This window comes from Arcanobacterium buesumense (assembly GCF_012563545.1).
Taxonomy (GTDB): Bacteria; Actinomycetota; Actinomycetes; order Actinomycetales; family Actinomycetaceae; genus Arcanobacterium; species Arcanobacterium buesumense.
On sequence record NZ_CP050804.1, the window covers coordinates 252,300 to 276,189 of the forward strand.

Consider the following 23,890-nt stretch of genomic DNA (forward strand, 5'->3'; position numbering starts at 1 on the left):
AAAGACTATCCCACTCTTGGTTTCGGATGGGTAGCTCCAAGATGGTGAAGGTAAAACGTTTGGCGAAAAATACTGGCCGTAGATATCTGTTGTTCCCAAAGCATGGCAGATTATCGAACGAAAAATCGACACGGTTAGCAAACCGGAGAACATGGCTAGGGTGCTGGCTTACGTTAGCTGTGCTTTCAACTGTTTTTACTATTGTTCCGACTACGCTACCTTCTGCGTATGCGCTTTATGGGGACGGCGGTTCGTCTGCTGAACACAATTCGCCATATGTAGGAATGATTGATTGGGTAGACTGGTCTCAGCCTGCGAGCGAAGAAGATGCACAAACATTAGAGGCATCTGGAACCGGTGTGTTTAACAATGATCGCGGGACGGTTAATTGGTCGCGCCAAGATGCTGGAACTATTCGTGGTAAAGGAATCCACACTCCAAAAAAGGATGGTTCTGTTGGCTATCAAGTGCGTAGCAAAACCGAAATGGGTGCATCTACTATCGAAACCACTTGTACGTTGCAAAACTTTTATGAAGATGCAGATAAACGTAAGGCTAGCAATAATGCTTGGTTGAATATTCATATTCCGGGCGCCTATACAAAAGACGGTTGGGATGATGTTTACAGTAGTTTCAACGAAAAACAAAAAGTCGGATTGCCGGTGGGAATTGGACGTACTGCAAATTCGCGTGCCCGTTTCGATATTTCGTGTTATGCGCAAATACGGCGTCCGCAAATCGGGTCTGGTAGCGAAGAGCTTGTTGATTTACCGATTAAAGGTCTTGTTTTTGCTGATGCGGAGTCGATGAGTTTACGCGAGTATTCTTATATAACTCCGGCAAAGATTGATTCAAATAAACCGGTTACGTGGCATTTGCTTGAGCAGCATAAGGCCGACGGAGATACCACAACTACCGCTATCGATACGAGCGAACAAGATCAGTTATATCAGTACTCCGGTCTCAAAGATCGTTTAGATACAGCTCACCCGCTCAAATTTAGCGTTGCCGATTATGAAACCAAGGCCGATTTTTCTCAAGTGACAACGTTCTATGCTTCCAATGCTAATGGTGCCTACATTGATTTACGTGGCCGGCCAGGTAATATATTGCCCAATTTGCAATATTTAGGTAATTATCTAGCGATTGGCGTGGTTATTGGTGCGGATCTTGGCGATGGTCCGGAAAGCTATGGGCAAGCTGGGGCGATAGTCCAGCCGGAGGTGACCGATAATATTATTACCGGTTCAACTACAGCTTCGGATCAACCTACTGCAACTGTTAAAGAGGCTGGTCCGCCTTTCCTTGGTTCTCGAGGCCCTGATCTTGATACTCAGTTTGTGCGTGGCAAAGATGGTAAATCGAAAGCTCGATGGAATCCGCTGATTGGCGACGATCGGAATAATTCGACGTCGTCGGCGAACCAGTTTAATGATGAAGACGCTTTTGATCAACCGTTATTGGTTTCTGCTCAACCGGGTAAGGTTGAGCAGATCGTTGCGTGCGTTCCGGCGCAAAAAGGAACGACGACGGTTTCTGGTTGGCTTGACTGGAATGCTAACGGTACTTTTGAAGACACTGAGCGTGCCAACGGTGAATGTCGCGGTAAGCAAGCATCATTGGTGTGGGACGTGAAAGAGCAGATGCTTCCAGCTGCTGATAAGCCTAATGCTGCACCGAGCTTATTGCGGTTAATTGCTACAACTGAATCGCCAGAATCGTTTACGTTTAATTCGATGGTTATTGGTGGCGAAGTTGAAGACCATGCGGTGACTTTGGTGCGTCCGAATCTTACGGTCACTAAGCATATTGTTGGTAGCGATGGTGTAGTAAATCCTGCGGGAGTTCTTGCTGGTTTTCCTTTTACCGCAACCGGATCAGGCCTGACAGTTGCGACTCCAGAGCAGACTACGAAAAATGATGGAAATGTTTCCTGGCCGTTGATTTTTGATCAGCCTGCAACAGGCAAACGTCCTCTCCTAATACCGGACGGAATTCAGGGAGATGTAGCAGATGTAACAGTTCATGAAGGTTCTACGCCCGGTTATACGCCATATTCGGTTCAAAAATGTTCGTCTGCAGTTAAGCCAGACTGGGTTGAGCAAGTTGTTAATAATCGACAAGAACAAGTTTATGCGTGGCCGGCGGTTCAAGAATACGATGTGGTATTAAAAGACGGTTCATTCACGTTGCCGATGACTCCAACATCAATGGTGTCATGCGCGGTTAATAATCAGCCGTATGGCCAGATAGCTGTAACTCCGACTGTGGAATCGACTGAGCTTGAGCCTGGCGTAGTTATTGATCCACAGCTTGAGTTTCAGGGAAAGTACACCTGTACTGCGCCGCAAGCTGGACCGCTTTCCGGGGGTGGAACAGTTACGGGTACGTGGGGTCCAATTAAAGCTCATGAAGTGTGGACTTCTCAGGCTGATAAGGATCGTATCATAGCGGGTTCTTCGTGTACGATTCAACAAGATAGCCCAACCAAGATGCCAGTTGCTGGTAACGCGCAGTATATCTGGAAAGATCGTGTTGACTACCAGGTTGATGGTACTGAAGGTGCAACTATTGTTGCTCAAGCAGGAGCGGTGGGCGAAACTATCCACAAGGTTACTGTTGTTAATACAGTTGAACGTGTTAAGGCGACGGACGTGCGGTGGACGAAAGTTGATGAGGGTAATCGTTCATTGACAGGAGCAGTTTTTGAACTGCGATCTTCGGTAGATCCCACGCAATCGATTCAGAATATTTCCGATTGTACAAGTGAACCATGCACTGGTCCTGATAAAGATCCTCAAGCTGGCGTCTATAAGCTGACGGATATTTTGTTGGGATCATACCAGTTAACTGAGACTGAAGCTCCAGCTGGTTTCACAAAGCTTGAAGCGCCGATTACTTTCACGGTAGCGGCGAAGGATCTTGCTAATGGCAAGGATTTGGGCTCAATCAAAAATACGAAGATTACTGCTTCTTTCTTGCCTAGTTTGCCTATGAGTGGTGGAATGAGCACAGTAATCTTTACTATGTTTGGGCTCGGTACGGTGGCATTAGCTGTCCTATTAGGAGTTATAGCGTTTCGAAAGAAGGTGCGTAGCTCATAGGGTGGATAACGAATATTTTAACGAAATAAGATAAACGCAATATACAAATAACAACAGATAAGGTGAACATGAAGAAGATGAATATTCGCAAAAAGCTCCTCGCTTTTGCGGTAGGAACACTTACGCTTGCAGGGTTGGTGAGTGTAACGCCAGTAGCTTTTGGCGCGGAAGGCAATATTGATACCACGCAAAAGGGCAGTATTACAATCCACAAGCTACAAAATCCTGATGATGGTAAGCATGGAGATGGTACCCTCCAAGACAGCATCGCTAATGAACCTGTTGCGGGAGTTACGTTCTCATATGCGAAAGTTACTGATATCGATCTGACGAAGTCGGCAGGCTGGCAAAAGCTTAAAGAGTTAAAGGTTGATTCTTCCGGAAATGTTAGTTCCGAGAACCAGGATCAATACACGCTTTCGCAGGAGGCTGATACTGCCCCTACAAATGCTTCTGGAGAAACCAAGATTAGTGATTTAGAGCTGGGTGTATACCTGATAAAAGAGAAGACTGGGCCAGACAATATTGTTAAACGCTCTGCGCCATTTTTAGTCACTGTTCCTTACCCAGGAGCAGACACAAAAGGTGGGTGGCTGTACGATGTGCATGTTTACCCAAAGAACACGGTGATCAACCCTTCGGAAATGCCTGTTAAAATCGTAAAGAATTCAGAAGAAGTTCATTTCCCTGGAGATACTATTACCTGGGCTATTACTCAAGTAGTTCCTGGTTTAAGTACCACTGAGCATTTCACCGTTTTTGATATCGTCGATGAACTTCCACAAGGGGTTAATGCTGTTGATGAATCGAACGTTAAGGTTACTGTCGAACAAAATGGTGTTTCGAAGAATATTTCGCCAAATATAACAGTCGAAAACCAAAAGGTAACTGTGTCGTTCTCCTCAGTTGCTCAACAACTCCTGCGTGGAGATAAAATTACTGTTGAAATTACTGCAGTAGTGTCCGAGAATGTCATGGCAAATCTCTCGAATCAGTCACATACTAAGATTCGAGTAGGTGACGATCAAGGTAGCGAAAGCCCAGAAAAAGACTTACCTTCGAAGCCGAATGATCTTGGGCCGAACCCTGTGCCAACTGAAACTAAATTTGCTCCAGTGACAATCACAAAAGTCAACAAAGCCAAACAGAAGCTAGATAGTGCTCAATTTGAAATCTATCCGGCAGGCGAGAATGATCAATGTGTAGCACCGCAGTCTGAAAATGCTAAGCGAACTTTAATCACTGGTGGCAAACCAGGACATAAAGAAGCTGAAGCTGGTGTCGCTGCGATTATGGTTGTTCCTGGAAAATACTGTCTCTTCGAAAAAGAAGCTCCTATCGGTTACACGATTGATCCTGAGTGGGCTGACGCAAAAATTGTTACTGTCGCCGATGATGGATTAAGCACAACGGTTACTAACTTGAGCAATGAGGATGCTGAGGGCAATTCTTTACTACCTAAGCTACCACTGACAGGTGCTGCTGGCTTCATTCTTTTAACTTTCGCAGGTATCGCTATCCTTGCAACCGCGGCGGGCACTGGCTTTGTTGCTGTTGGACGCAAGAAGCGTGAGCGTGAAGCGTAAGTAGATATATCCTCTTCATGTTGTTCTTATATGGTGGCGCACAGTATGGTGTTGATACTGTGCGCCACCATAGTTGTTTGAGATCAAGAAGGTCTGCGTGAGTATCCAGAGTTCACTGCCATCGGCCGCAAAGCCAGCGAAACGTGTGAGGGGTTTTCGTCCGAGCATTATGGGGTTATTAACTGCTGTTTTGCTGATACTTGGGACAACAGTTTTTCTCTATCCGTATGCCGCCCAGTGGGTAAGTCAAGCAAGGCAATCAGCGATCGTTAGCGCGTATGAAAAAGTTGTGGACAAGGTTGAACCTGATGAAGCAACTCAAATCAAGGAAGCTCGCAAGTACAACGAGTATCTAGCTAAAGAACAACTGGTTGATATTGAAGGGCGAATACCGACGGTTCGAGAATCTGCTATCACTCCAGAAAACCTCGGTTTAGCTCCATATAAGGAACAACTTCTGGCGGATAATACTGGATTGATGGCGCGTATTCGGGTGCCTTCGGCTGATATTGATTTACCGGTCTACCATGGCACATCAGATGTGACGCTATTGCGCGGTGCGGGGCATCTTCAAGGTACCGCCTTGCCGATAGGGGGTGAAGGAACGCGGACAGTTATTACGGCACATCGCGGGTTGGCAGATTCAGCAATGTTTACCTATCTTGACCGTGCAGATATTGGAGACACGTTCAGTGTTGAAGTTTTCGGTGAGTTGCTGGTTTACAAGATCAATGACATTAAGGTGGTTCCGCCAGAAGAAACTGAAACTATTAGGCCGGTGCCTGGCAAGGACCTCGCGACGTTAATTACCTGTACGCCATTAGGGATTAATACGCATCGTATCGTCGTGACTGGAGAGCGAATTCTCCCTACTCCGGCAAGTGATTTAGACACTTTGGGGGTCGAATCTGATCTTCCGCGTTTCCCGTGGTGGGTTATCGTCTGGTTTGTTGTCTTTTCGTTCTCTTTATGGTTTGTCTGGTTTACTCGGCGCGAGAACGACGACGATGAGCCCAACGCTTAGTCCAATGTTAAAGAGTTCTGGTTTTTAATAAGTAAAAATTTGCATTTGCCCATTGTTAGGCGTATGCTCAACACATGATGAATCTCAATCGTAACTGGTGGTGGCTCGCTTAGCAGCGGGCTATGTGGTTACGATTTATTCCTGGTTCGCTGACTTCTTCGAAGTGGCGGACCATTTTTTATGAGAGCTCCACAGTTGAAGAAGTTTGTTAGACATTTTCAACGAAAGGTAGCTTTATGTCTCGTCCAACTCTTATTGACGCATATTTTGGTCAATTCGGTGGTCAGTATGTTCCTGATCAACTTCTTCCGGTACTCGATCAATTAGAGCGCGCGTATGTAGATGCCCTTGCAGATCCTAGTTTTTATCGAGAACTGGATGAATTGCGAGAAAACTATTTAGGACGTCCCACGCCAATTACCGAATGTGCAAACCTATCACGCTATGTGGAGGGGAAATCTGGTTGTAACGTGCGAATTTTTCTTAAACGTGAAGATCTCGTTCACGGAGGCGCGCATAAGGGAAACCAAGTATTAGCTCAAGCTCTTATTGCCAAGCACCTCGGAAAAACGCGCTTGGTAGCAGAAACTGGAGCTGGTCAGCACGGTACTGCGACAGCTATGATCGCAGCCCTCATGGGGATGGAATGTACGATCTATATGGGTGCTAAGGATGTGGCTCGCCAGCAACCGAATGTATTACGCATGCGCATGATGGGGGCTAATGTTGTGCCTGTGCGTGGAGATGCCGGATCGATGTCGAACGCGATTGATGTTGCTCTCCAAGATTGGGTAGACAATATGGATACCACGCATTATCTTCTTGGCTCAGCCTGTGGTCCGCATCCATTCCCCACGTTAGTCAAGGAGTTTCAAGCAGTCATTTCCCGTGAGTCGCGTGCGCAAATGATGAAGCGAATCGGCCGACTCCCGGACGTCGTCGTTGCGGCTGTCGGTGGTGGTTCGAACGCGATTGGTGCTTTTGCTGATTATCTGACGGACAAACCTGGTAATAAAGAGGTGGCATTAGTAGGTGTGGAACCAGCCGGAGAAGGTTTGGATTCAGGCAAACATGGTGCGCCGCTCGAACGCGGCCGGATTGGTATTTTGCATGGCAGTAAATCGTATGTGTTATTAGGTGAATCTGGTGTAGTGGAAAATTCTTACTCGATTTCCGCCGGTTTAGATTATCCTGGCGTTGGTCCAGAGCACGCCTATTTAATGGACAGTGGACGGGCACAATATGTTGGAATTACTGATGTTGAAGCACTTCAAGCATTCCGATTGTTGTCTCGGTATGAAGGGATTATCCCAGCATTAGAATCAGCTCATGCGTTTGCATACGCTTTGAAGCTTGCTCAATCGGATGAAAACATGTCGGTAGATGGCGGAGAACTAGCTATTTTGGTTAATCTTTCCGGACGCGGCGACAAAGACGTCGAGTACGTTCACAATATTCTTGGCGATCTATTGTATGACGATCCGTTAGCTAGCCCGGTTACTGACCCGCAAGTGGCCAAAGTGCTGGCCCAAATGACGGCAGAATCGAACGCTCGAGAAGGTATCTGATAGTTTAAAGAACCATTGCGGCAATCCATCCAGCAATCAATAAGGGGATATTGAAGTGGAGGAAGGTTGGAATAACCGAGTCTCTAATGTGATCGTGTTGGCCGTCAGCATTCAGCCCAGATGTGGGCCCGAGTGTTGAATCGGATGCGGGGGAGCCAGCGTCACCTAGGGCGCCAGCGGTGCCAATGATGGCAACGGTGGCAAGCGGGGAGAATCCGAGTGCGCTACATAGCGGGACATAGATTGTGGTGATAATCGGAAGCGTAGAAAATGAAGAACCGATTCCTAGCGTGACGATTAAACCGACGATGAGCATGGCTAGAGCTGCTAGGGCTTTGTTGCCAGCGACGAGTTCGCTCGCTGAAGATACGAGGGATTCAACGTGCCCAGTTGCGTTCATGACGGAGGCGAATCCTTGGGCAGAAATCATGGTGAAACCAATAATCGCCATCATTTTCATGCCGTTTGTGAAGGCTTGGTCAGCTTGGCGCAGTTTGAGAGTTCCGGTAAAAAGAAAGACGCTTAATCCTAATAGTGAGCCGAGGAGGAGAGCGTCGGCTTGATACCCAAGGGTGTTAAGCAGCAGCTGAGTGCCAAAGGTGACGAGTACAGCAAGCACGGCAACAACCGTATTTTTTGTTGGTACCTGAGTTACTGGCGTCGTCGTCGACGACGAAGAAACGTCACTGGAGCTATAAATGCGCGGATTGCGATACGAAACTGTGATCGCAATCAAAACTCCTATCAGCATACCTGTTGCTGGGATAGCCATTGCGTGCATGACGTTAATGCCGGAAATATCTAGGCCAGCATCGGCAATATTCCCCAGCAAGATGTCATTGAGGAAGACCGAACCGAAGCCCAGCGGAATAAACATGTAGGTTGTGACCAGTCCGAAGGTGATGATTGAGGCGACCACTCGCCGGTCTAGTTGTAGCCGATTAAATACTGGAAGTAGTGGTGGAATTAAGATCGGAATGAAAGCTATGTGAACTGGGATGAGGTTTTGGCTAAAAATAGCCATGAGTAAAATACCACCCAGTAGACCGTATTTAACAGTCGCTGTTGATTTGGCGCGTGCATTATTTCCGGTTCGGGATATGAGCCAGGAAGCGAGCAAATCGGGCAGTCCTGATTGTGCAACCGCCATAGCAAAGGCGCCGAGAAGCCCGTAGGAAAGGGCAATTTTCGCGCCAGCTCCTAATCCGTCTTGGAAAGCAAGCATTGTTCCATCAAGGCCTAGGCCAGCCGAAAAACCACCTACGAGGGCGCCGATGAAAAGTGCAATAACTACATGCACGCGTACTAGGGCTAGTACGAGCATGGAAATCACAGCGAGTAATACAGCATTCATGAGGCTACTCTAACTATCCGAGATATATTTTCGTACCAATCTCGAAAACTTCTCACGATGTGGGAAATAATAACTTAGGAAAGTCGCTTTTGCTGGAAAGTTTCTTCTCAAGTTTTTACCGTATTCCTTTATATCGCTTATCTTCTACAGGTAAGACTGGTAATCTTGATATTAAGTTTATATTCTAGCTTCCACTTACTAGGAGAATTTTATGAAGAACCCGATGAAACGGGCTGTTTTATGTGCACTTGCAACAGTCTCGTTAGTTGTGGCGCCGCTGTCTGCTTGGGCAGCAGAAGAAGTTGGTGAAAAGCCTGCACAACCAACTGAGTCTGTACAAGATCCTGCAGAAGCAAACCCGAGCGAAGCCGACAATGTTGTCACGCTCAACCTTTTTAACCTCACTGATATTCATGGGCATATTGAGCCGGTGGAAAAATATAAGAATCCGGGTGTTTATGCGGAATCTGGTTTGGCGGCAGTTAAGTGTTATATTGATGCGGCTAAGAAAGAGAACCCGAACACTCAGTTCACTTTGCTAGGTGATAACATCGGCGCTTCGCCATTCACCTCTGGTTCGGCGATGGATAACCCAACCATCGAAGCATTGAATGCTATGAATGTTTTTGCCTCCACGATCGGCAACCACGAATTCGATAAAGGTATTCCGGCACTGAAATCGCGTTTTGCTGGCACTGATGGTTTTGTCAAGATTGAATTCCCATACTTGGGTGCCAATGTTGATGGATTAGATGAGTTGGGCGACTACAAGATTTGGAAATCGCCATCTGGCGTGAAGGTTGGTTTTATTGGAGCTATCGAGAATGATGTTGCTACCAAGCTTCCAGCTGGAACCGTTGACTCGCTGACGTTCAACGAAGCTGCACCTGTGATCAATCGAATCGCAGACCAGCTCAAAGACGGCGATGAGGCTAATGGTGAAGCCGATATTGTTGTGGCTATGTATGACAATGATGTCAAGCTTTCTTACCCGAAGATGAATGCCAATGTTGACGTTATTATGGGTGGAGATACCCACGTTCCATACTTCGGCTTGGATATGGTTCCAGCTGAAGACGGTCATTTGATTACCGCAACAGCTTCTGGTTCTTTCACTGATAACTTGTCTAACGTTGTCGTTCAGTACGATAAGACAACAAAGAAGGTTGTGAAATCTTATGCCGAGAAAATCACTGCTTCTCAGGTTGTTGCCTGCGGTCAAGACACAGTGGTGAAAGCGATTGTTGACAAGGCAGCAAATAATGCGAAGGCGGAGAAGAGTAAGGTTGTTTCGAAAGGCACCGGTAATTTCTACCGGGGTATCCACACAACTGATCCAAATAAGAATCCGGCGTCAGGCTCGAATCGTGGAGTGGAATCGACAATTGGTGGTCTGATAGCTGATGCTATGAAGGATTCCTTCCAAACTCTTGATAAGAAGCCAATTGATATCGGCATTATCAACGCTGGTGGCATTCGTGCGGATCTGACGCCGAAGGAAGGCGAAGTAACTATTGGTGATGTATTCGCATTCATGCCCTTCTCGAACGAGGTTGGCTATGTGACGTTGACTGGTGATCAGTTCAAGACGTTGCTAGAAGAGCAGTGGAAGACGTTGAGCAAGGACTCGACTCGACCAATGCTTAAATTAGGCTTATCGAAGAACGTTACCTACACCTTTGATCCATCTCGCCCAATGGGGGATCGTATTACCTCCATTATGGTTGACGGGAAGCCGATCGATCCTACAGCTAAGTACACGGTTGGCTCGGTAACCTTCTTGCTCACCGGTGGCGATTCGTTCAATATTCTCGCTGATCCGGCAGTGAAGGCAACATACACTGTTATTCCAGATGGTTTGGACCGCGACTGGATGAAAACTTATCTAGAAAAGAATCCAACAGTTCAACCACGTGATTACACCTCGTCTATCGGCGTTACTATCACTGATGTGACCACCAAGGATGGTAACGTCAGTGCGAAGCTTTCCTTGCGTGGCTTGTCGTTTACGCAACCGACAGAAGCGCAGGTTAAGAAAGTGACTGTGGAATTTGGCGGTCAAACTTTCACGGCTGATGTGGATAATACGGTTGTAGATATTAAGGCAGTTACTGAAGAAGCTGTCGTGGTTGCTGATGGAGCTGGATTTACTCAGCCATTCGCTATTCAAGCGAATGTCCAGTGCCCAGACGGAGCGAAGAGCGTACGGCTTCCGATTGTGGTGAAGAACGAAGCTGGCAAGGAGCTAGTTAAAGCAGCTCAAGATGTGAGTGTTGAGGTGGCATGTCCGAAGCCTGCTGATCCGAAGCCGCAGCCATCTGATCCGAAGCCGCAGCCATCTGATCCTCAAATAGTTGATCCGCAGCCGCAGAGTCCTTCGCACGAAGCAGGGGATAAAGTGGATACTCCAAAGCTGGCAAAGACTGGCGCAACCGTCGGTGTTCTTGCTGGATTAGCAGTTCTTGGTGTTCTTGGTGGAGCGGTGCTGTTGCGGTATCGCAAAGAAAAAGAAGAAGACTAAGAAAAATTAGCTATGAGTCTCAGTGAGGGGACAGGTCACTTTTGGGATCTGTCCCCTCAACCGGTTCTCGCCGGGAAACGATGGAACTGAAAGAAAGTTTCCGACAAGTCGGGTCTTTTAGAATGATGGTCGCGACTAAAGTCCTAAGAATAGTGGCTTGCATCGCATAAAAGTTCTCAGGCGTGGGACTAAGGTGGTAGATTTATCGAGGACTACAGCGGCTGTGTCCGGCCGTTTTCATTTGACCCACTGGAGGGCTACTACATATGACGAAGTATGTTTACAATTTCACCGAAGGCGATAAGGATCAGAAGGATCTCCTCGGAGGAAAAGGTGCAAACCTTGCAGAAATGACAAAACTAGGGTTGCCAGTGCCACCCGGCTTCACCATCACCACTGATACGTGCCGCTACTATTTGGCACAAAACAATGTTCCAGCAGAACTTGATGGGCAAGTAACCGAAGCTATCGCCGGCGTCGAAGAAATCATGGGGAAGAAACTGGGCGATCCACGTGACCCGCTGCTCATGTCAGTACGTTCCGGTGCAAAATTCTCCATGCCGGGCATGATGGAAACCGTGCTAAACATCGGCCTGAATGACCAATCAGTAGAAGGCCTAGCTACTGTTGGAAATGAACGTTTCGCATGGGACTCTTACCGTCGTTTGATTCAAATGTTTGGCAAGACGGTTATGGATATCGACGGTGATCTCTTCGCCGACGCACTCCATGGTCTCCAAGATCGAAAAGGATACACTGGCGATCTAGACATGACCACCGAGGATCTTAAAGAACTCGTTACCATCTTTAAGGAAATTTTCAAGAAAGAAACCGGCCAAGACTTCCCGCAAGATCCACGCCAGCAGCTCAATCTTGCCGTCGTCGCTGTTTTCAATTCTTGGAACACTGACCGAGCCCGCATTTATCGCCGTCGCGAACATATTCCAAATGATCTAGGCACCGCTGTTAATGTCCAAACTATGGTCTTCGGAAACATGGGCGAAGGCTCAGGTACCGGTGTCTGCTTTACTCGCGATCCTTCCACCGGTGATTCTGGAGTATATGGTGACTACCTAGAAAACGCCCAAGGTGAGGATGTTGTGGCCGGCATTCGCAACACTCTCTCGTTAGCTGATTTAGAGCGCCTCGATAAGAAGTCTTACGATGAGCTTGTTGCCATTATGAAGAAGCTCGAAAACCACTACCGCGACCTATGCGATATTGAATTTACCATTCAGCAAGGCAAGCTTTGGATGCTCCAGACCCGCGTTGGTAAACGAACTGCCGCTGCCGCATTCCGTATTGCCAAACAGCTTGTTGAAGAAGGGTTGATTACCGCTGATGAAGCAGTAACTCGAGTAACCGGTGAGCAACTAACGTCACTGCTCTTCCCACAGTTCGACAAGAAGGCACCAAAGACCCTTCTCACCCGTGGAATGGCAGCCTCTCCAGGTGCTGCAGTAGGCGAAATTGTCCTTAACAATGAACAGGCCAAGACGCGAGTAGCTGCTGGTGCATCAGTTATTCTCGTGCGTCGGGAAACCAACCCAGATGACCTCGAAGGGATGGTGGCAGCTTCTGGCGTACTAACTGCACGTGGCGGTAAGACATCGCACGCCGCCGTCGTTGCCCGTGGAATGGGCCGTTGCTGCGTGGTTGGCGCCGATGAACTTCTCGTTGAAGAAGTTGCAGGCACTGTGTCCATTAAGGGCACCGACAAGGTCTTCAAGGCTGGCGATGTAATTTCCATCGACGGCACCACCGGTGAAGTTTTTGACGGTTCTGTTGCCGTGACAAACTCGCCAGTTATGACTTATATTGCACAGGGACTTGATGAGGCACTCAAGGTTGCTGAAGACGAAGATACTAAGGACTTGGTCCGCGCAGTAGACCTTATCCTGACCCGCGCAGACAACGCTCGCAAGCTCCTCGTTCGTGCTAACGCTGACACTCCAGAAGACGCTCAGCGCGCTCGCGAATTTGGCGCTCAAGGTATCGGCCTGTGCCGTACCGAGCACATGTTCCTCGGCGATCGCCGTAAGCTCATTGAAACTGTCATTTTGGCGAAGACCGATGAAGCCAAGCAGGCCGCATTCGATGCGTTATTGCCACTACAAAAGGGTGACTTCTTAGGAATCTTCGAGGCAATGGACGGCATGCCGGTCACAGTTCGTCTCATCGATCCACCACTTCACGAGTTCCTCCCAGATATGACAGCATTGTCAGTCGAGCTTGCCGTCAAGGCAGCTAAGGGCGAAGAAATTACTGAAGAAGAACAAGTTCTGCTTGCCGCGGTGAAGGCTAACCATGAGCAAAACCCGATGCTTGGACTGCGTGGTGTGCGTCTTGGATTGAAGCTCCCAGGCTTGATCATTATGCAGGTTCGGGCAATTGCCGAAGCAGCTGCTGAATTGAAGAAGGCCGGCAAGGATCCACGTCCAGAAATTATGGTTCCGCTTATTGGTTCTTCGCGTGAAATGCAGATTGTTCGCGATATGGCTGAAGAAGTCTTGGCAGAGGTTTCCGCAGAGCATGGCATCGAGTTAGACTTGCCGATTGGTAACATGATTGAGTTGCCGCGTGCAGCTATGTCTGCCGATACAATTGCCCGTGAATCGGACTTCTTCTCCTTTGGAACTAACGATTTGACTCAGACGACGTGGGGTTTCTCGCGTGATGACGTCGAATCGACCTTCTTCAATGAGTACTTCGATTATGGTGTCTTTGGTATCTCGCCGTTCGAGTCCATTGATGTTCACGGCGTGGGTGCGGTTGTTGAGATGGGTGTTGCTCGCGGTCGGGCAACTAAGCCTGGTTTGAAGATGGGCGTATGTGGGGAACACGGTGGCGATCCGGCATCGATTCACTTCTTCGCAGAAATCGGCTTAAACTATGTTTCTTGCTCCCCATTCCGGGTACCAGTTGCTCGTCTTGAGGCCGGCCGGGCAGCGATTTCTAACGAATCGCCGCGGGTAGCTGGCGGAGCTGCGAACCATACTGCATAACATGGCGTAACTGCCGATATTACTCATAGTGCTGGCGCATACCTTCTGGTGTGCGCCAGCACTTGTGTCTGTTCAGATCAGGTGGTGAAGATTCTTACAGTCAGTCATCGAAGGGTTTGTGGGACCGGGAAGTGAGGAGGATCGACGTAGGATAGTAAGTCGAGTAAATCGGAGGTGGGAAGTGGAAAAAGTGCCGCACGGACGCATCTTAGGATTAGATGGTTTACGTGCTATTGCTGCTTTTATCGTTGTGGTTTACCACCTCATTCCGGGGGTAGCCGATGTTGGATATATCGGCGTCGATATGTTCTTCGTTATCTCTGGTTTTCTGATTTCGTCATTATTGATGAAGGAGCATGAAGCCCAGGGTTCTATTTCGATCGGTCGGTTTTGGGTTCGGCGTATTCGTCGCTTAGTGCCTGCAGTGCTTGTGGCCACTATGGGGGCTTTAGCGTTGGCGCGGCTCTTTGGTGGGGATACCCTTACCCAGCTGCGGTGGCAGGCGTTGGGTGCGGTTACCGGTTCATATAATTGGCTACAGATTGTTCATTCGTCATCTTATTTTGATCAGCAGTCGCCGCTGTTGCTTAATAACATGTGGTCGTTGGCCGTTGAGCAGCAGTTTTATATTTTTTGGCCGCCGGTTTTGATTCTACTTTTACTTTTTGCGCCGACGGCGGTGCGTAGCCTAGTGGCTATTGGCCTAGCTATTTTTTCGATAGCAATACATGCGTTGACTGTGGGCACTGATCCGACGAGTGCATACGTTTCTACCATCACTCATTCTTTTGGATTGATGATGGGGGCGGGGTTGGCATTGAACTTGCCAGGTCTGTTAGCTGGCAAGCGTCGGGAGACAACTCCGCTGTGGGGATATGCTTCGTGGATGGCGTTGATTGCGCTCCTAGTTTTGAGTTTTGTGCTTCCTGATGGTTGGGGTATGTATCCGTGGGGGATGGTGTTATTTTCGATTCTCTCCGTGATCATTATTCGAGGTATTTTGCCAGATGTTCCAGGGTTTGGCACTCGATCTTTGCAGGCGATTTTGGAATATCGGCCGATTGTGTGGCTGGGCCATCGTTCTTATGGCATCTATCTGTGGCACTGGCCGTTGCATGTGATCAGCTTTTATCATTCGCCTTTTGGGGCTCGGCCGACGGCGATCGTCGTCCTACTCGTAAGTATCGTTTTTGCTGATATTTCCTTCCGCTATATCGAAACTCCAATTCGTCAACTAGGTTTCTTTGCTTGGTTAGCTAGTTGGCGTGGCACTAAGTCGCACGGCCTGGTGTGGGTAATAGGTTTGATTCTTTTGCTGATTTTAAGCGTTACTGCGTTGGCTACTGAACGTGACGTGTCTTCTGGAGAGAGTATTATTCGTGATGTTCAGACCCAGGTGATTCGGGATGCAGAAAAGCAGGAGCAGGAACAGTCTGAAAGTGATACGCAGGCTGATCAGGAGGAAGAAAAGCCAGAACCGGCCGTATCTCTTCCGGAGGTAGTTGGCGATAACATCACAATTATTGGTGATTCGGTTACGGTGGCATCACAAGCGGCGTTGGTGGAGGTGTTGCCGGGTGCAATTATTGACGGTGCGGTTTCTCGTTCGATAGCTGATTTTGCGCAAATTGCCTCGCAATATGAGCACAATGGTCAGTTGCGCCCGTATGTTGTAGTTGCGCTGGGAACTAATGCAGTGATCACTGCTGATGACGGCGCTGAAATTATGCGTATTGTGGGGGAGAATAGGCGAGTTGTTTTTGTGACTGCTAGTGCGCCCGAATATGCAACATGGGTGCCTATTGCTAATGCCACGATGCGAGATCTGGCCGCTCAATATCCGGACAAAGTGGTGATTGCGGATTGGCAAAAAATTGCCTTAGAACATCCAGAAAAACTCGCTGGTGATCGCATTCACCCCGATAATGAGGGAGCAAAATTATTTGCGGATGCAGTTTTTCAGGCTTTACACAGTTTTCATGCGTAAAATAGAACAGGTATAGGGATAGTTACTTTATCGGGGTATGATAGAGGGCGCGGAGACGTCGATCATTCGATACTATGAGAGCTAGTGGCAGATCAGAAGGGACATTAGGAGCATGGCAGTGTTTGCACTACATAACGGTAGACTTGTCGAAGCTCCGGAGTATGCGCAGTCTTCAGCCGATTTTGCACGCGATATTCTTCGTGCAGTTCAATCCCAGACTCTGGCATTGATCCAGCGGCCGTTGTTTCCAATCGGATATGTAACGAATCAAGATTCGCGTGAACCGCAACAGTCGTTGGTGACGATGGATTCTGACAAGCGAGTCGTTACTATCGAAGTTTTTCATACACTGAATGCGCAAGCTCTTGTGCAAGCAACTGCACGCGCTGGGAGATTTAGTGCTCTTAATCGGCAGCAATTAACCGATATTTATCCTGGCACAGAACAAGATTTTGCGCATAGGTGGGGACTATTTTTAGATAGTACAACGCCCACGCCGCATAAAGCCTCACGACTATACATTTTCTGCCTCGAGATTGATGATCAAGCGCGTAATTCTCTTAGTGGGGTTGATATCGATGTTAAATTGATCCTTCCTCATGATGGTGCTGAAGGTACGCTCGTTGAGGTTGTTGACGTGGATCGCTACGTACCTTGTTTGCTAAATAAACCTGTAGCTCCATGGATGATTGGTTCGAAAGCTAGTGAGGAAGGCTCTGAAGATGAGCTTCTGGATCAGTCTTTATGGAATATTCAAGGGTGGGCACAGCGTCCAGATATTCCCTCATTGCCTTATCATCAGGCAGTTGCCCAGACCTCGCCAAAAGTTGTCATGCCACAAGATGCCCCGGACTTTGTGGCAATATCAGCTGATCGAGCGGATGATTCCGAGGAAAGCACTACACCTGCTCCGCGTGCAGATACGGCAATTATGCTTGCTGAACTATCCAATCCACCGCGGCGCTTGAGCAGGCGAGCACGCCGTCTGGCAAACAATCAATCAGCTACATCAGATACGTCTGCAGATGCTCCCTCTCAAAGTGAAACGTCAGCTATTCCTTCGTTTTCTGAGCCTACTTTGCCAAATTCAAAATCTGGCACGGTGCTTTACGAGCAACTGCTTGAGCGCTCTAAGCGTGCTGAACAACGTTTATGGGATCAGTCTGCTCCAAAAATGCATGCCGAAACAACCATCTATTCAGAAGGCGAATCTGCAACTGAGGCTGAACGTGCGGTGGCGGAAGCAGCCGAGCATGATCGTACGAAGCTTGCTGATTGGATATCTCATCAGCGAGCTGCGTATAACAAATCTAGTATCCGTAGATCACGCAGATCTCGTCGTCACTAAAGACGCGCGTAATGTGCAATCCATGTGCACACTTGTGCGTAGGCTTCAGCGCGAACTTCAGCGCGAGAGAACATGACGTCGTGGATGGCGCCGTTAAGTTTTACTAACGTTGTGTGATTTGATAAGTGCGCTGCACGTTGCCGAATAAGATCTACATCTAGCACACCATCAACGCTACGTTGGCTTGCGTTCCACGTATTCGTAATCTCTGAGCGCGCCGATGTGAGTACCAAAACTGGTAGATCCATCTGCAAGCCTTTGGCTACCTGAGCGTGGCCGTGAAGAACTGCGGAAAGCCACCCTGCGCGAATTGGAAATGACGGGAAGTGGCGGAATCGCGCATCAGGTTTCCAGCCTCCTTCAAAGAACGGATCACCAGGCTGATGAACTGGCATCGGTCCATCTTCGTCTTTCCAACCAGTAAGCACGCGTTGGTAGAACCCGTTGTCTGACGTAGAAATGATTTTCGTTGGTGAAATCCGAGCAATTGCATCGATAGCTGGACGTCCCAGATAGTGAGCGAAGAAAGAATCTTGATATTCCAACCAAGGAGAGTTGAGAATAAGGCCAGCTAACTGGGTAGTGTTGCGGGCTGCCCAGAGGGATGTTGTTAAACCGCCAGTCGAGTGACCGTACAATATCACAGGAAAATCTTGACCGTGCTGCGCCGTGATAATATCGATGGCTGCTTGGATTTCTTCGTCGTAATTTTTCAAATCGCTGGTGTAACCCCACATCTGGCCTTCACGATGGGAACGACCATAGCGACGTAAATCCAGTCCATAAAACCGGCCACCATAATCAGTAATTGCCTGAGCGAATTCAGTTTGATAGAAGTAATCGTTCCACCCATGAACTGCAAGTAGTGCAAAATGTGGCTGTGCACTATCAGTAGGTGCGCTCTGGCTGGCGTCAGCTGGCAGGTGGCGCACAAGTGTAGCCACAACTGGACCTTGGTCATCAGGTTCAAGGTTAATCGTTGTGTAAGAGAAATCGTTTCCAAGAAAGTCGGGGTACCACGTTGTCATGTTTTAAGATTAACGATCTGCGAGGTGTCGCACAAGGCGGGAACTGATAGCGAAATACGGCAAAAAACCTGTGTGTAATTCGTCAGACAATTGGGTTAACGTGTAAAATTTATTCCGTTACACACTAAAGCATGAAAACATAGGGGTTTCCATGGGCTTTCTTCAGCGCAACGGCTTCCATAGTAAACAGCAAATTGCTGCGTTTTTGACAGTTGTATTTTCGGGGCAAATTGTTTATTCCGCCTTTGAATCGTTCAAAATACCGTTTTATCAACGCCTTGTTGAATATTATGGCTTGACTGATACGCAATTTGGTTTGCTCTTCACCATGTTAGGTGTAGCAGTATTCTTTTATATTCCTGCCGGTTGGGTGAATAACCGATTTAATACCCGCACAATTTTAATGTGGGGTTTAGCGTATCGATGTGTTACGGCGCTTTTCATGATTATCGTCAAGCCGGCTTTCATAGTAATGTTAGGGATCACTTTTAGCTGGGGAATTATTGACGCTATTTTCTGGCCGGCAGTAGTTAAAGGTGTGGTGCTCTTTTCTTCGAAGGAAAATAAGGGATTTGCACTCGGAACGTTGACTGCTTTCCGTGCCGGTGGAGAGGCGACCTTAAACGGCATTCTCATTGGTGTCATGGCAATTGCAAATGGGTCTATGTTGGCCTTCCGTGGCGGGATGATTGCCTATGCGCTTCTTGCGCTTCCTCTTATTTTCTTTATTTATCGTTTCGTTCCAGCTGATCCGCAAGAAGACGGCGATGTTTCTGCCGATGCTGGAGTGGTGGAATCTACCAGTAAAGAAGCCCTAGCTGGTTTAATTCAGACGTTGAAGATTCCTCGTGTTTGGTTGGCAGGTTTTGCCGGTATGAATGTCTATTGGGTGTATACGACGTTAATTTACACGACTCCATATTTTGTGCGGGTTTATGGGATGGATCCGGAATTTGCGGCGTTATATGCTACAGTTAATGCGATTTTCTTGGGGTTAGGTGGCGGTTTAGCGGGTGGCTTAGTGGCTGATAAGGTCTTTAAGTCTTCTGCTAAGACGCTGGGAGCAACGTTATTTGGCGGAGCAATTTTCTTAAGTATTTTGGCTTTCTTACCAGCCCAGAAGCACAATGTTTATGTAGCTTTTGCTCTGATTTCAGTTTTTGTCTTCTTAACGATGATGGCCAAAGGGATTCAGCAGGCTCCTGTTGCTGAATTAAACTTGCCAAATTCTATTGTTGGTTCGGCAATGTCGGTGAATTCCTTCTTGGCGTTTGCGTGTATCTTATGGGCGCCTACACTCAATGGGGCCATTCTCGATGCCTATAAGGATGATCCAGCTACCGGCTTTAGTATTATTTTCATTTTGGTTGCGATTATTGGAATGATTGGCGCTGGTCTTTCATGGTGGTTGGCGGTATTGAATACGCGGCATGAGCGTGCAGCGATGAGACTGGATAATGATCTGCAGTGAAGCAGATCTATGTCGATTCTTCAGCTCAAGTTGCATGAGGTGTGCGAGGTGTCTGCCATTTTATGGTGGACGCCTCTGGCGTATATACCCAAAGGCAGTGCAGTGTAGCGATAAAAGAAGATGCCGGAAATGGGAAATAAGTGACTGATGTGACAAGTGTTAAACGTGTTAATCACGTGAATTTTGTTTTACGTGTTTCTTTTTAGTGCAATTTGTTATACGGTCGTTATGTAGCAGTATCAAGCTGGCGGCATAAATCAAGTCGACACGCGGTAGATATCGAAGCAAGTGGAGGTTTTTGTGAAGAAACGTGCCTATAGTATCGCAGGCGCTATTAGTGCTGCGATGCTCGTCATGTCATCGCAGGTGGCGATTGCAGCGCCAGTGACGGATGATGATGTCACGCAATCTCGATCAGCTGAAGAGACAGCAAAAATGTCAATTGCTGATGCAGAACTTGAGCTAGCAAAATTGTCTGGCGAATCTACAAAACTTGAAATGCAGGCTGCTCAAGCAAAGGCAGAGAGTTTAAAAGCTCAAGGTGAGCTAGCGGATTCTATCGCGCAAGCGATACGTACGCAGGAGCAAGCTAATAAGGCGCAAGAAGATGTTGATCGTGCTCGACAGCAGCTTGGCTCGGTGTCTCAAGCTGTCTACCGTGATTCCGCCGCTCAGATTACGTCATCGTTCTATCTCCTCGGTGCCGAAAGCTTCCGGGCAGCTGATCAAAAGACCCGCGCTTTCGATGCGGTCGCAACCCAAGCAGATTCCAAAGTAAAGCACTTCACTGCACTTGAAGAAGTGGCCCGTGTTCTCCAGGGGCAAGCCGATAAAGCAGCAGATGAGCAACGCGACATAGCTGATGAAGCTGCGCAAGCGGAAAAGAAAGCTGAAGAACTTTCTCAACAGGCTCAACAACAAGTAGATATTGCAAAAGATCGGCGAGCTGCACTCGTTACCGTTCTAGCTCACCAGCGTGGCACAACTGAGGCTCTTGAAGCTCAACGTTTAGCAGATATCGAAGCCGATCGGGCAAAACGCTCCCAAGCGGCCGCAGCGGCCCTCATTGCCAGTGCAAATGCTGACCGTTTTGACCAAGCTGTTGAAATGGCACGACAGACCACTCAAGAAGCAAATGCGACAGTTGCGAAAGTGCGAGCAAATCTTGAGGCAGCAGAAAAGTCTGGAAATCAAGAAGCGATCCGTCAAGCCCGCGAAGCTCTAGCGAAAGCTGAGCAATCAAGCCAAGCAGTCGCGGCGAACCAGCGAGCAGTTGAAGAGCGTGCAGCAGCCGAACGCGCGGCAGCTGAACGCGCTGAAGCAGAACGTCGTGCCGAAGAGGCCCGCAAGGCAGAAGAAGCAGCGCAAGCTCGTGCTGAAGCAGAACGCAAAGCTCAAGAAGAGCAAGCCGCCCGAGATCGCGCAGCCGCTGAGCAAGCAGCAGCTCAGGCTCAGCAAACACCTTCGTATTCTGCGCCAGTGGCACCCGCGCCACAACCTTCAGGGAATGCTTCCGGTCAAGCTTTAGTGAATTTTGCTCGGAACTATATTGGAGTTCCGTACGTATGGGGAGCAGAGACTCCAGCAGGTTGGGACTGTTCTGGATTCTTGAAGTACATTTTTAATCAGCATGGGATTTCGGTACCGCGTACTTCTGGTGGATATATCTCGTACGGATACCGGCAAGTTTCAGCTGCTGAGGCGCTACCAGGAGATGTACTCTGGTGGCCAGGGCACGTTGGTATGTATACCGGCAATGGAATGCATATTGCCGCCTATAATCCGGCTATGGGAACTCAAGAAGGTCCAATTTACGGTAGTCCAGTCTACTTGCGCGTAGTTGGAGACTGAGGAGCACTGATATAAAAGGTGTGGGCTGACTCGAAGGTCAGCCCACACCTTTTATATCAGTACTATATCTCAGTGGGTGTGAATATAGTATCCGGTGTCCTCAGCGCGTTTAAATGAAGCGCGGATTTCTTCTTCCGCAGCTTCACGGCCAACCCAGTGTGCACCTTCAACTGATTTTCCTGGCTCGAGATCCTTGTACACTTCGAAGAAGTGTTGGATTTCTAGACGATGGAACTCTGAGACATCTTCGATCTCGGTACGCCATGAAGCGCGCTGATCAGCGGCTGGGACGCATAGAACTTTATCGTCGCCACCGGCTTCATCAGACATGCGGAACATGCCCAAGGCGCGGCAACGAATAACACAACCAGGGAAAGTAGGCTCGTCAAGAAGAACGAGGGCATCTAAAGGATCGCCATCTTCACCGAGCGTGTTATCAATAAAACCGTAATCATCGGGGTAGCGGGTAGATGTGAAGAGCATGCGATCAAGGCGGATACGACCCGTTTCATGATCGACTTCGTACTTATTACGATTGCCCTTCGGAATCTCGATGGTGACATCAAACTCCATAGGTGGCTCCTTTGAGGTGTCAATTATTCTGCTTTTAATGATTGTAGCCGGTGTTTGGCTTCAGCGTGTGGGAGACTTGTAAGGTGAAGAAAGTAAAGATCGGAATTTGCGTATGTTTGGCCGCCGTTGGTAGCTATGTCGTTGCCGACGCGTGGGATGTTGTCCCCGGACTTTTTACTACTAAACCGCCACTTACTGAGCCTTTGCCATATCCAAATTTGACTGAGTGGGAATTCACTGAAAAACAAATTCCACAGTTCGACACACCTGGCAAGCTCGATGATGCACATGTGCGCACAATTATTGATGAATTTCGCACAGATGCGCGAGTAAGTGGGAGTGTTTCCGTCGTCGTCGCTGATCCAACTACAAACACAACGCTTGCCGCGTTCAACGAACAAACCCCAATCCGTCCCGCGTCAACAATGAAATATCTCACGGCAGTGGCGGCATTAAGTAAGCTTGGGCCAAATGCCACTCTTGATACGACAGTTCAGCAAGACGGTTCAACTCTCTACTTGACTGGCGGTGGTGATGTCACACTTGCTGCCGATGCGGGCGATAACCAGGAGATTATTGGCCGAGCTGGATTGGCGGACTTAGCATCGCAAGTTGCGGAAAAACTCGCCGCCGCTAATACGTCCACGGTGAGCGTCTACGTCGATTCTTCACGCTATGCAGAGCCAACTTTCCATCCCACCGTCGTTGCAGAAGGTAATACAGAATTTGTTATGCCGCTGCGTCCTATCGCTGTTAATCGAGGTAAAGTAACTCCGGATAAATGGTCTCGTTTTGTTTCTGACCCAGATATTGACGCTGGGCAGATATTTGCTGATCATCTAGCATCTCATGGTATTTCGGTTAGTTTTGAAGGCCGTGGCCACGCGCCGGCTCAATCACATGAGATCGGGCGCTCACACAGTGCGCCGATTCGTGAACTCGTTGAGATGCTGATGGTGGAGTCAGATAATACGATCGCGGAAGTTTTAGGCCATGAGGTGGCTATTGCGAGCGATAAGCCAGCGGACTTTGCGGGGGCAAGTGCAGCGGTGACGGAAGTTTTAGTATCTGAAGGTTTTCCAACCGGTGGAATGCTGATAGATGATAATTCTGGACTGTCGGAAAATAATCGAATATCTGCATCTTTGCTGGCTGAGATTCTGCACCGTGCGTGGGATTGTGACAAGTGCCCGATTAATGCTATTGGTGCCGCGTTGCCGGTTGGGAGCTTAGATGGAACGCTTCATAATCGCTTTTTAGATTCAGTTGCGCGGGGTCGAGTTAGGGCGAAAACCGGTACGTTGTCGACGACGACGGCATTGGCGGGTTTCGTGACAGCACGTAGTGGGCAACCATTAATATTCAGCTTTATTGTTAGTGATCATGAAGAAAACACGCAGTTAGAGATTCGTGCAGCAATGGATGACGCGTTAGCAAAAATCGTTGACGCAATGTAGTTAGCCTGACTGT

Annotated in this window: 14 protein-coding genes; 11 read left to right on the forward strand and 3 right to left on the reverse strand. The window is 48.3% G+C overall.

What is annotated here, in order from left to right; genetic code table 11:
* The first annotated feature begins 41 nt into the window (after positions 1–41).
* From HC352_RS01145 to trpB, 4 genes are all read left to right on the forward strand, one after another.
* Positions 42–3,104: a CshA/CshB family fibrillar adhesin-related protein gene (locus HC352_RS01145; protein ID WP_168917201.1), complete on the forward strand. Its 3,063-nt coding sequence runs from the start codon at positions 42–44 to the stop codon at positions 3,102–3,104.
* A 68-nt stretch (positions 3,105–3,172) separates the two neighbouring features.
* On the forward strand, positions 3,173–4,690 hold the full coding sequence (locus HC352_RS01150) for a SpaH/EbpB family LPXTG-anchored major pilin (protein ID WP_168917202.1): 1,518 nt from the start codon (positions 3,173–3,175) through the stop codon (positions 4,688–4,690).
* 97 nt (positions 4,691–4,787) lie between these two features.
* Positions 4,788–5,714: a class C sortase gene (locus HC352_RS01155; RefSeq protein WP_168917203.1), complete on the forward strand. Its 927-nt coding sequence runs from the start codon at positions 4,788–4,790 to the stop codon at positions 5,712–5,714.
* 236 nt (positions 5,715–5,950) lie between these two features.
* Positions 5,951–7,282 (forward strand): tryptophan synthase subunit beta, encoded by a 1,332-nt coding sequence (gene trpB / locus HC352_RS01160; RefSeq protein WP_168917204.1) that lies wholly within the window; start codon positions 5,951–5,953, stop codon positions 7,280–7,282.
* Positions 7,283–7,286: 4 nt separating this feature from the next.
* On the opposite strand, the gene HC352_RS01165 is transcribed toward trpB, so the two are convergent.
* Entirely contained in the window at positions 7,287–8,636 is a 1,350-nt protein-coding gene (locus HC352_RS01165; protein WP_168917205.1) for a Na+/H+ antiporter family protein, read from the reverse strand.
* Positions 8,637–8,847: 211 nt separating this feature from the next.
* Between HC352_RS01165 and HC352_RS01170 the strand changes: the two genes are divergently transcribed.
* The 4 genes from HC352_RS01170 to HC352_RS01185 all read left to right on the forward strand — a co-directional run bounded on the left by HC352_RS01170 (position 8,848) and on the right by HC352_RS01185 (position 17,497).
* Entirely contained in the window at positions 8,848–11,157 is a 2,310-nt protein-coding gene (locus HC352_RS01170) for a bifunctional metallophosphatase/5'-nucleotidase (protein WP_168917206.1), read from the forward strand.
* Positions 11,158–11,423: 266 nt separating this feature from the next.
* Positions 11,424–14,162 carry a pyruvate, phosphate dikinase gene (gene ppdK / locus HC352_RS01175; RefSeq protein WP_168917207.1) on the forward strand — a complete coding sequence of 913 codons (2,739 nt, stop codon included), beginning with the start codon at positions 11,424–11,426 and terminating at the stop codon, positions 14,160–14,162.
* A gap of 181 nt (positions 14,163–14,343) precedes the next feature.
* A complete protein-coding gene (locus tag HC352_RS01180; RefSeq protein ID WP_168917208.1) occupies positions 14,344–16,149 on the forward strand; it encodes an acyltransferase family protein in 1,806 nt (601 codons plus the stop codon).
* A 112-nt stretch (positions 16,150–16,261) separates the two neighbouring features.
* The gene (locus HC352_RS01185; protein ID WP_211080685.1) at positions 16,262–17,497 is read left to right on the forward strand and encodes a hypothetical protein; all 1,236 of its coding nucleotides are present in this window, start codon (positions 16,262–16,264) and stop codon (positions 17,495–17,497) included.
* On the opposite strand, the gene HC352_RS01190 is transcribed toward HC352_RS01185, so the two are convergent.
* Positions 17,494–18,525 carry an alpha/beta hydrolase gene (locus HC352_RS01190; RefSeq protein WP_168917210.1) on the reverse strand — a complete coding sequence of 344 codons (1,032 nt, stop codon included), beginning with the start codon at positions 18,523–18,525 and terminating at the stop codon, positions 17,494–17,496. The two genes, HC352_RS01185 and HC352_RS01190, sit on opposite strands and share 4 nt — an antisense overlap.
* 151 nt (positions 18,526–18,676) lie before the next feature.
* Here HC352_RS01190 and HC352_RS01195 point away from each other — a divergent pair, with 151 nt between their 5' ends.
* Entirely contained in the window at positions 18,677–19,996 is a 1,320-nt protein-coding gene (locus tag HC352_RS01195; RefSeq protein WP_168917211.1) for an MFS transporter, read from the forward strand.
* A gap of 300 nt (positions 19,997–20,296) precedes the next feature.
* Entirely contained in the window at positions 20,297–21,847 is a 1,551-nt protein-coding gene (locus HC352_RS01200) for a C40 family peptidase (protein WP_168917212.1), read from the forward strand.
* 69 nt (positions 21,848–21,916) lie between these two features.
* Here HC352_RS01200 and HC352_RS01205 read toward each other — a convergent pair whose 3' ends face one another.
* Positions 21,917–22,420 carry an inorganic diphosphatase gene (locus HC352_RS01205; RefSeq protein ID WP_168917213.1) on the reverse strand — a complete coding sequence of 168 codons (504 nt, stop codon included), beginning with the start codon at positions 22,418–22,420 and terminating at the stop codon, positions 21,917–21,919.
* 83 nt (positions 22,421–22,503) lie between these two features.
* Here HC352_RS01205 and dacB point away from each other — a divergent pair, with 83 nt between their 5' ends.
* The gene (dacB, locus tag HC352_RS01210; RefSeq protein ID WP_168917214.1) at positions 22,504–23,877 is read left to right on the forward strand and encodes a D-alanyl-D-alanine carboxypeptidase/D-alanyl-D-alanine endopeptidase; all 1,374 of its coding nucleotides are present in this window, start codon (positions 22,504–22,506) and stop codon (positions 23,875–23,877) included.
* Positions 23,878–23,890 lie beyond the last annotated feature (13 nt).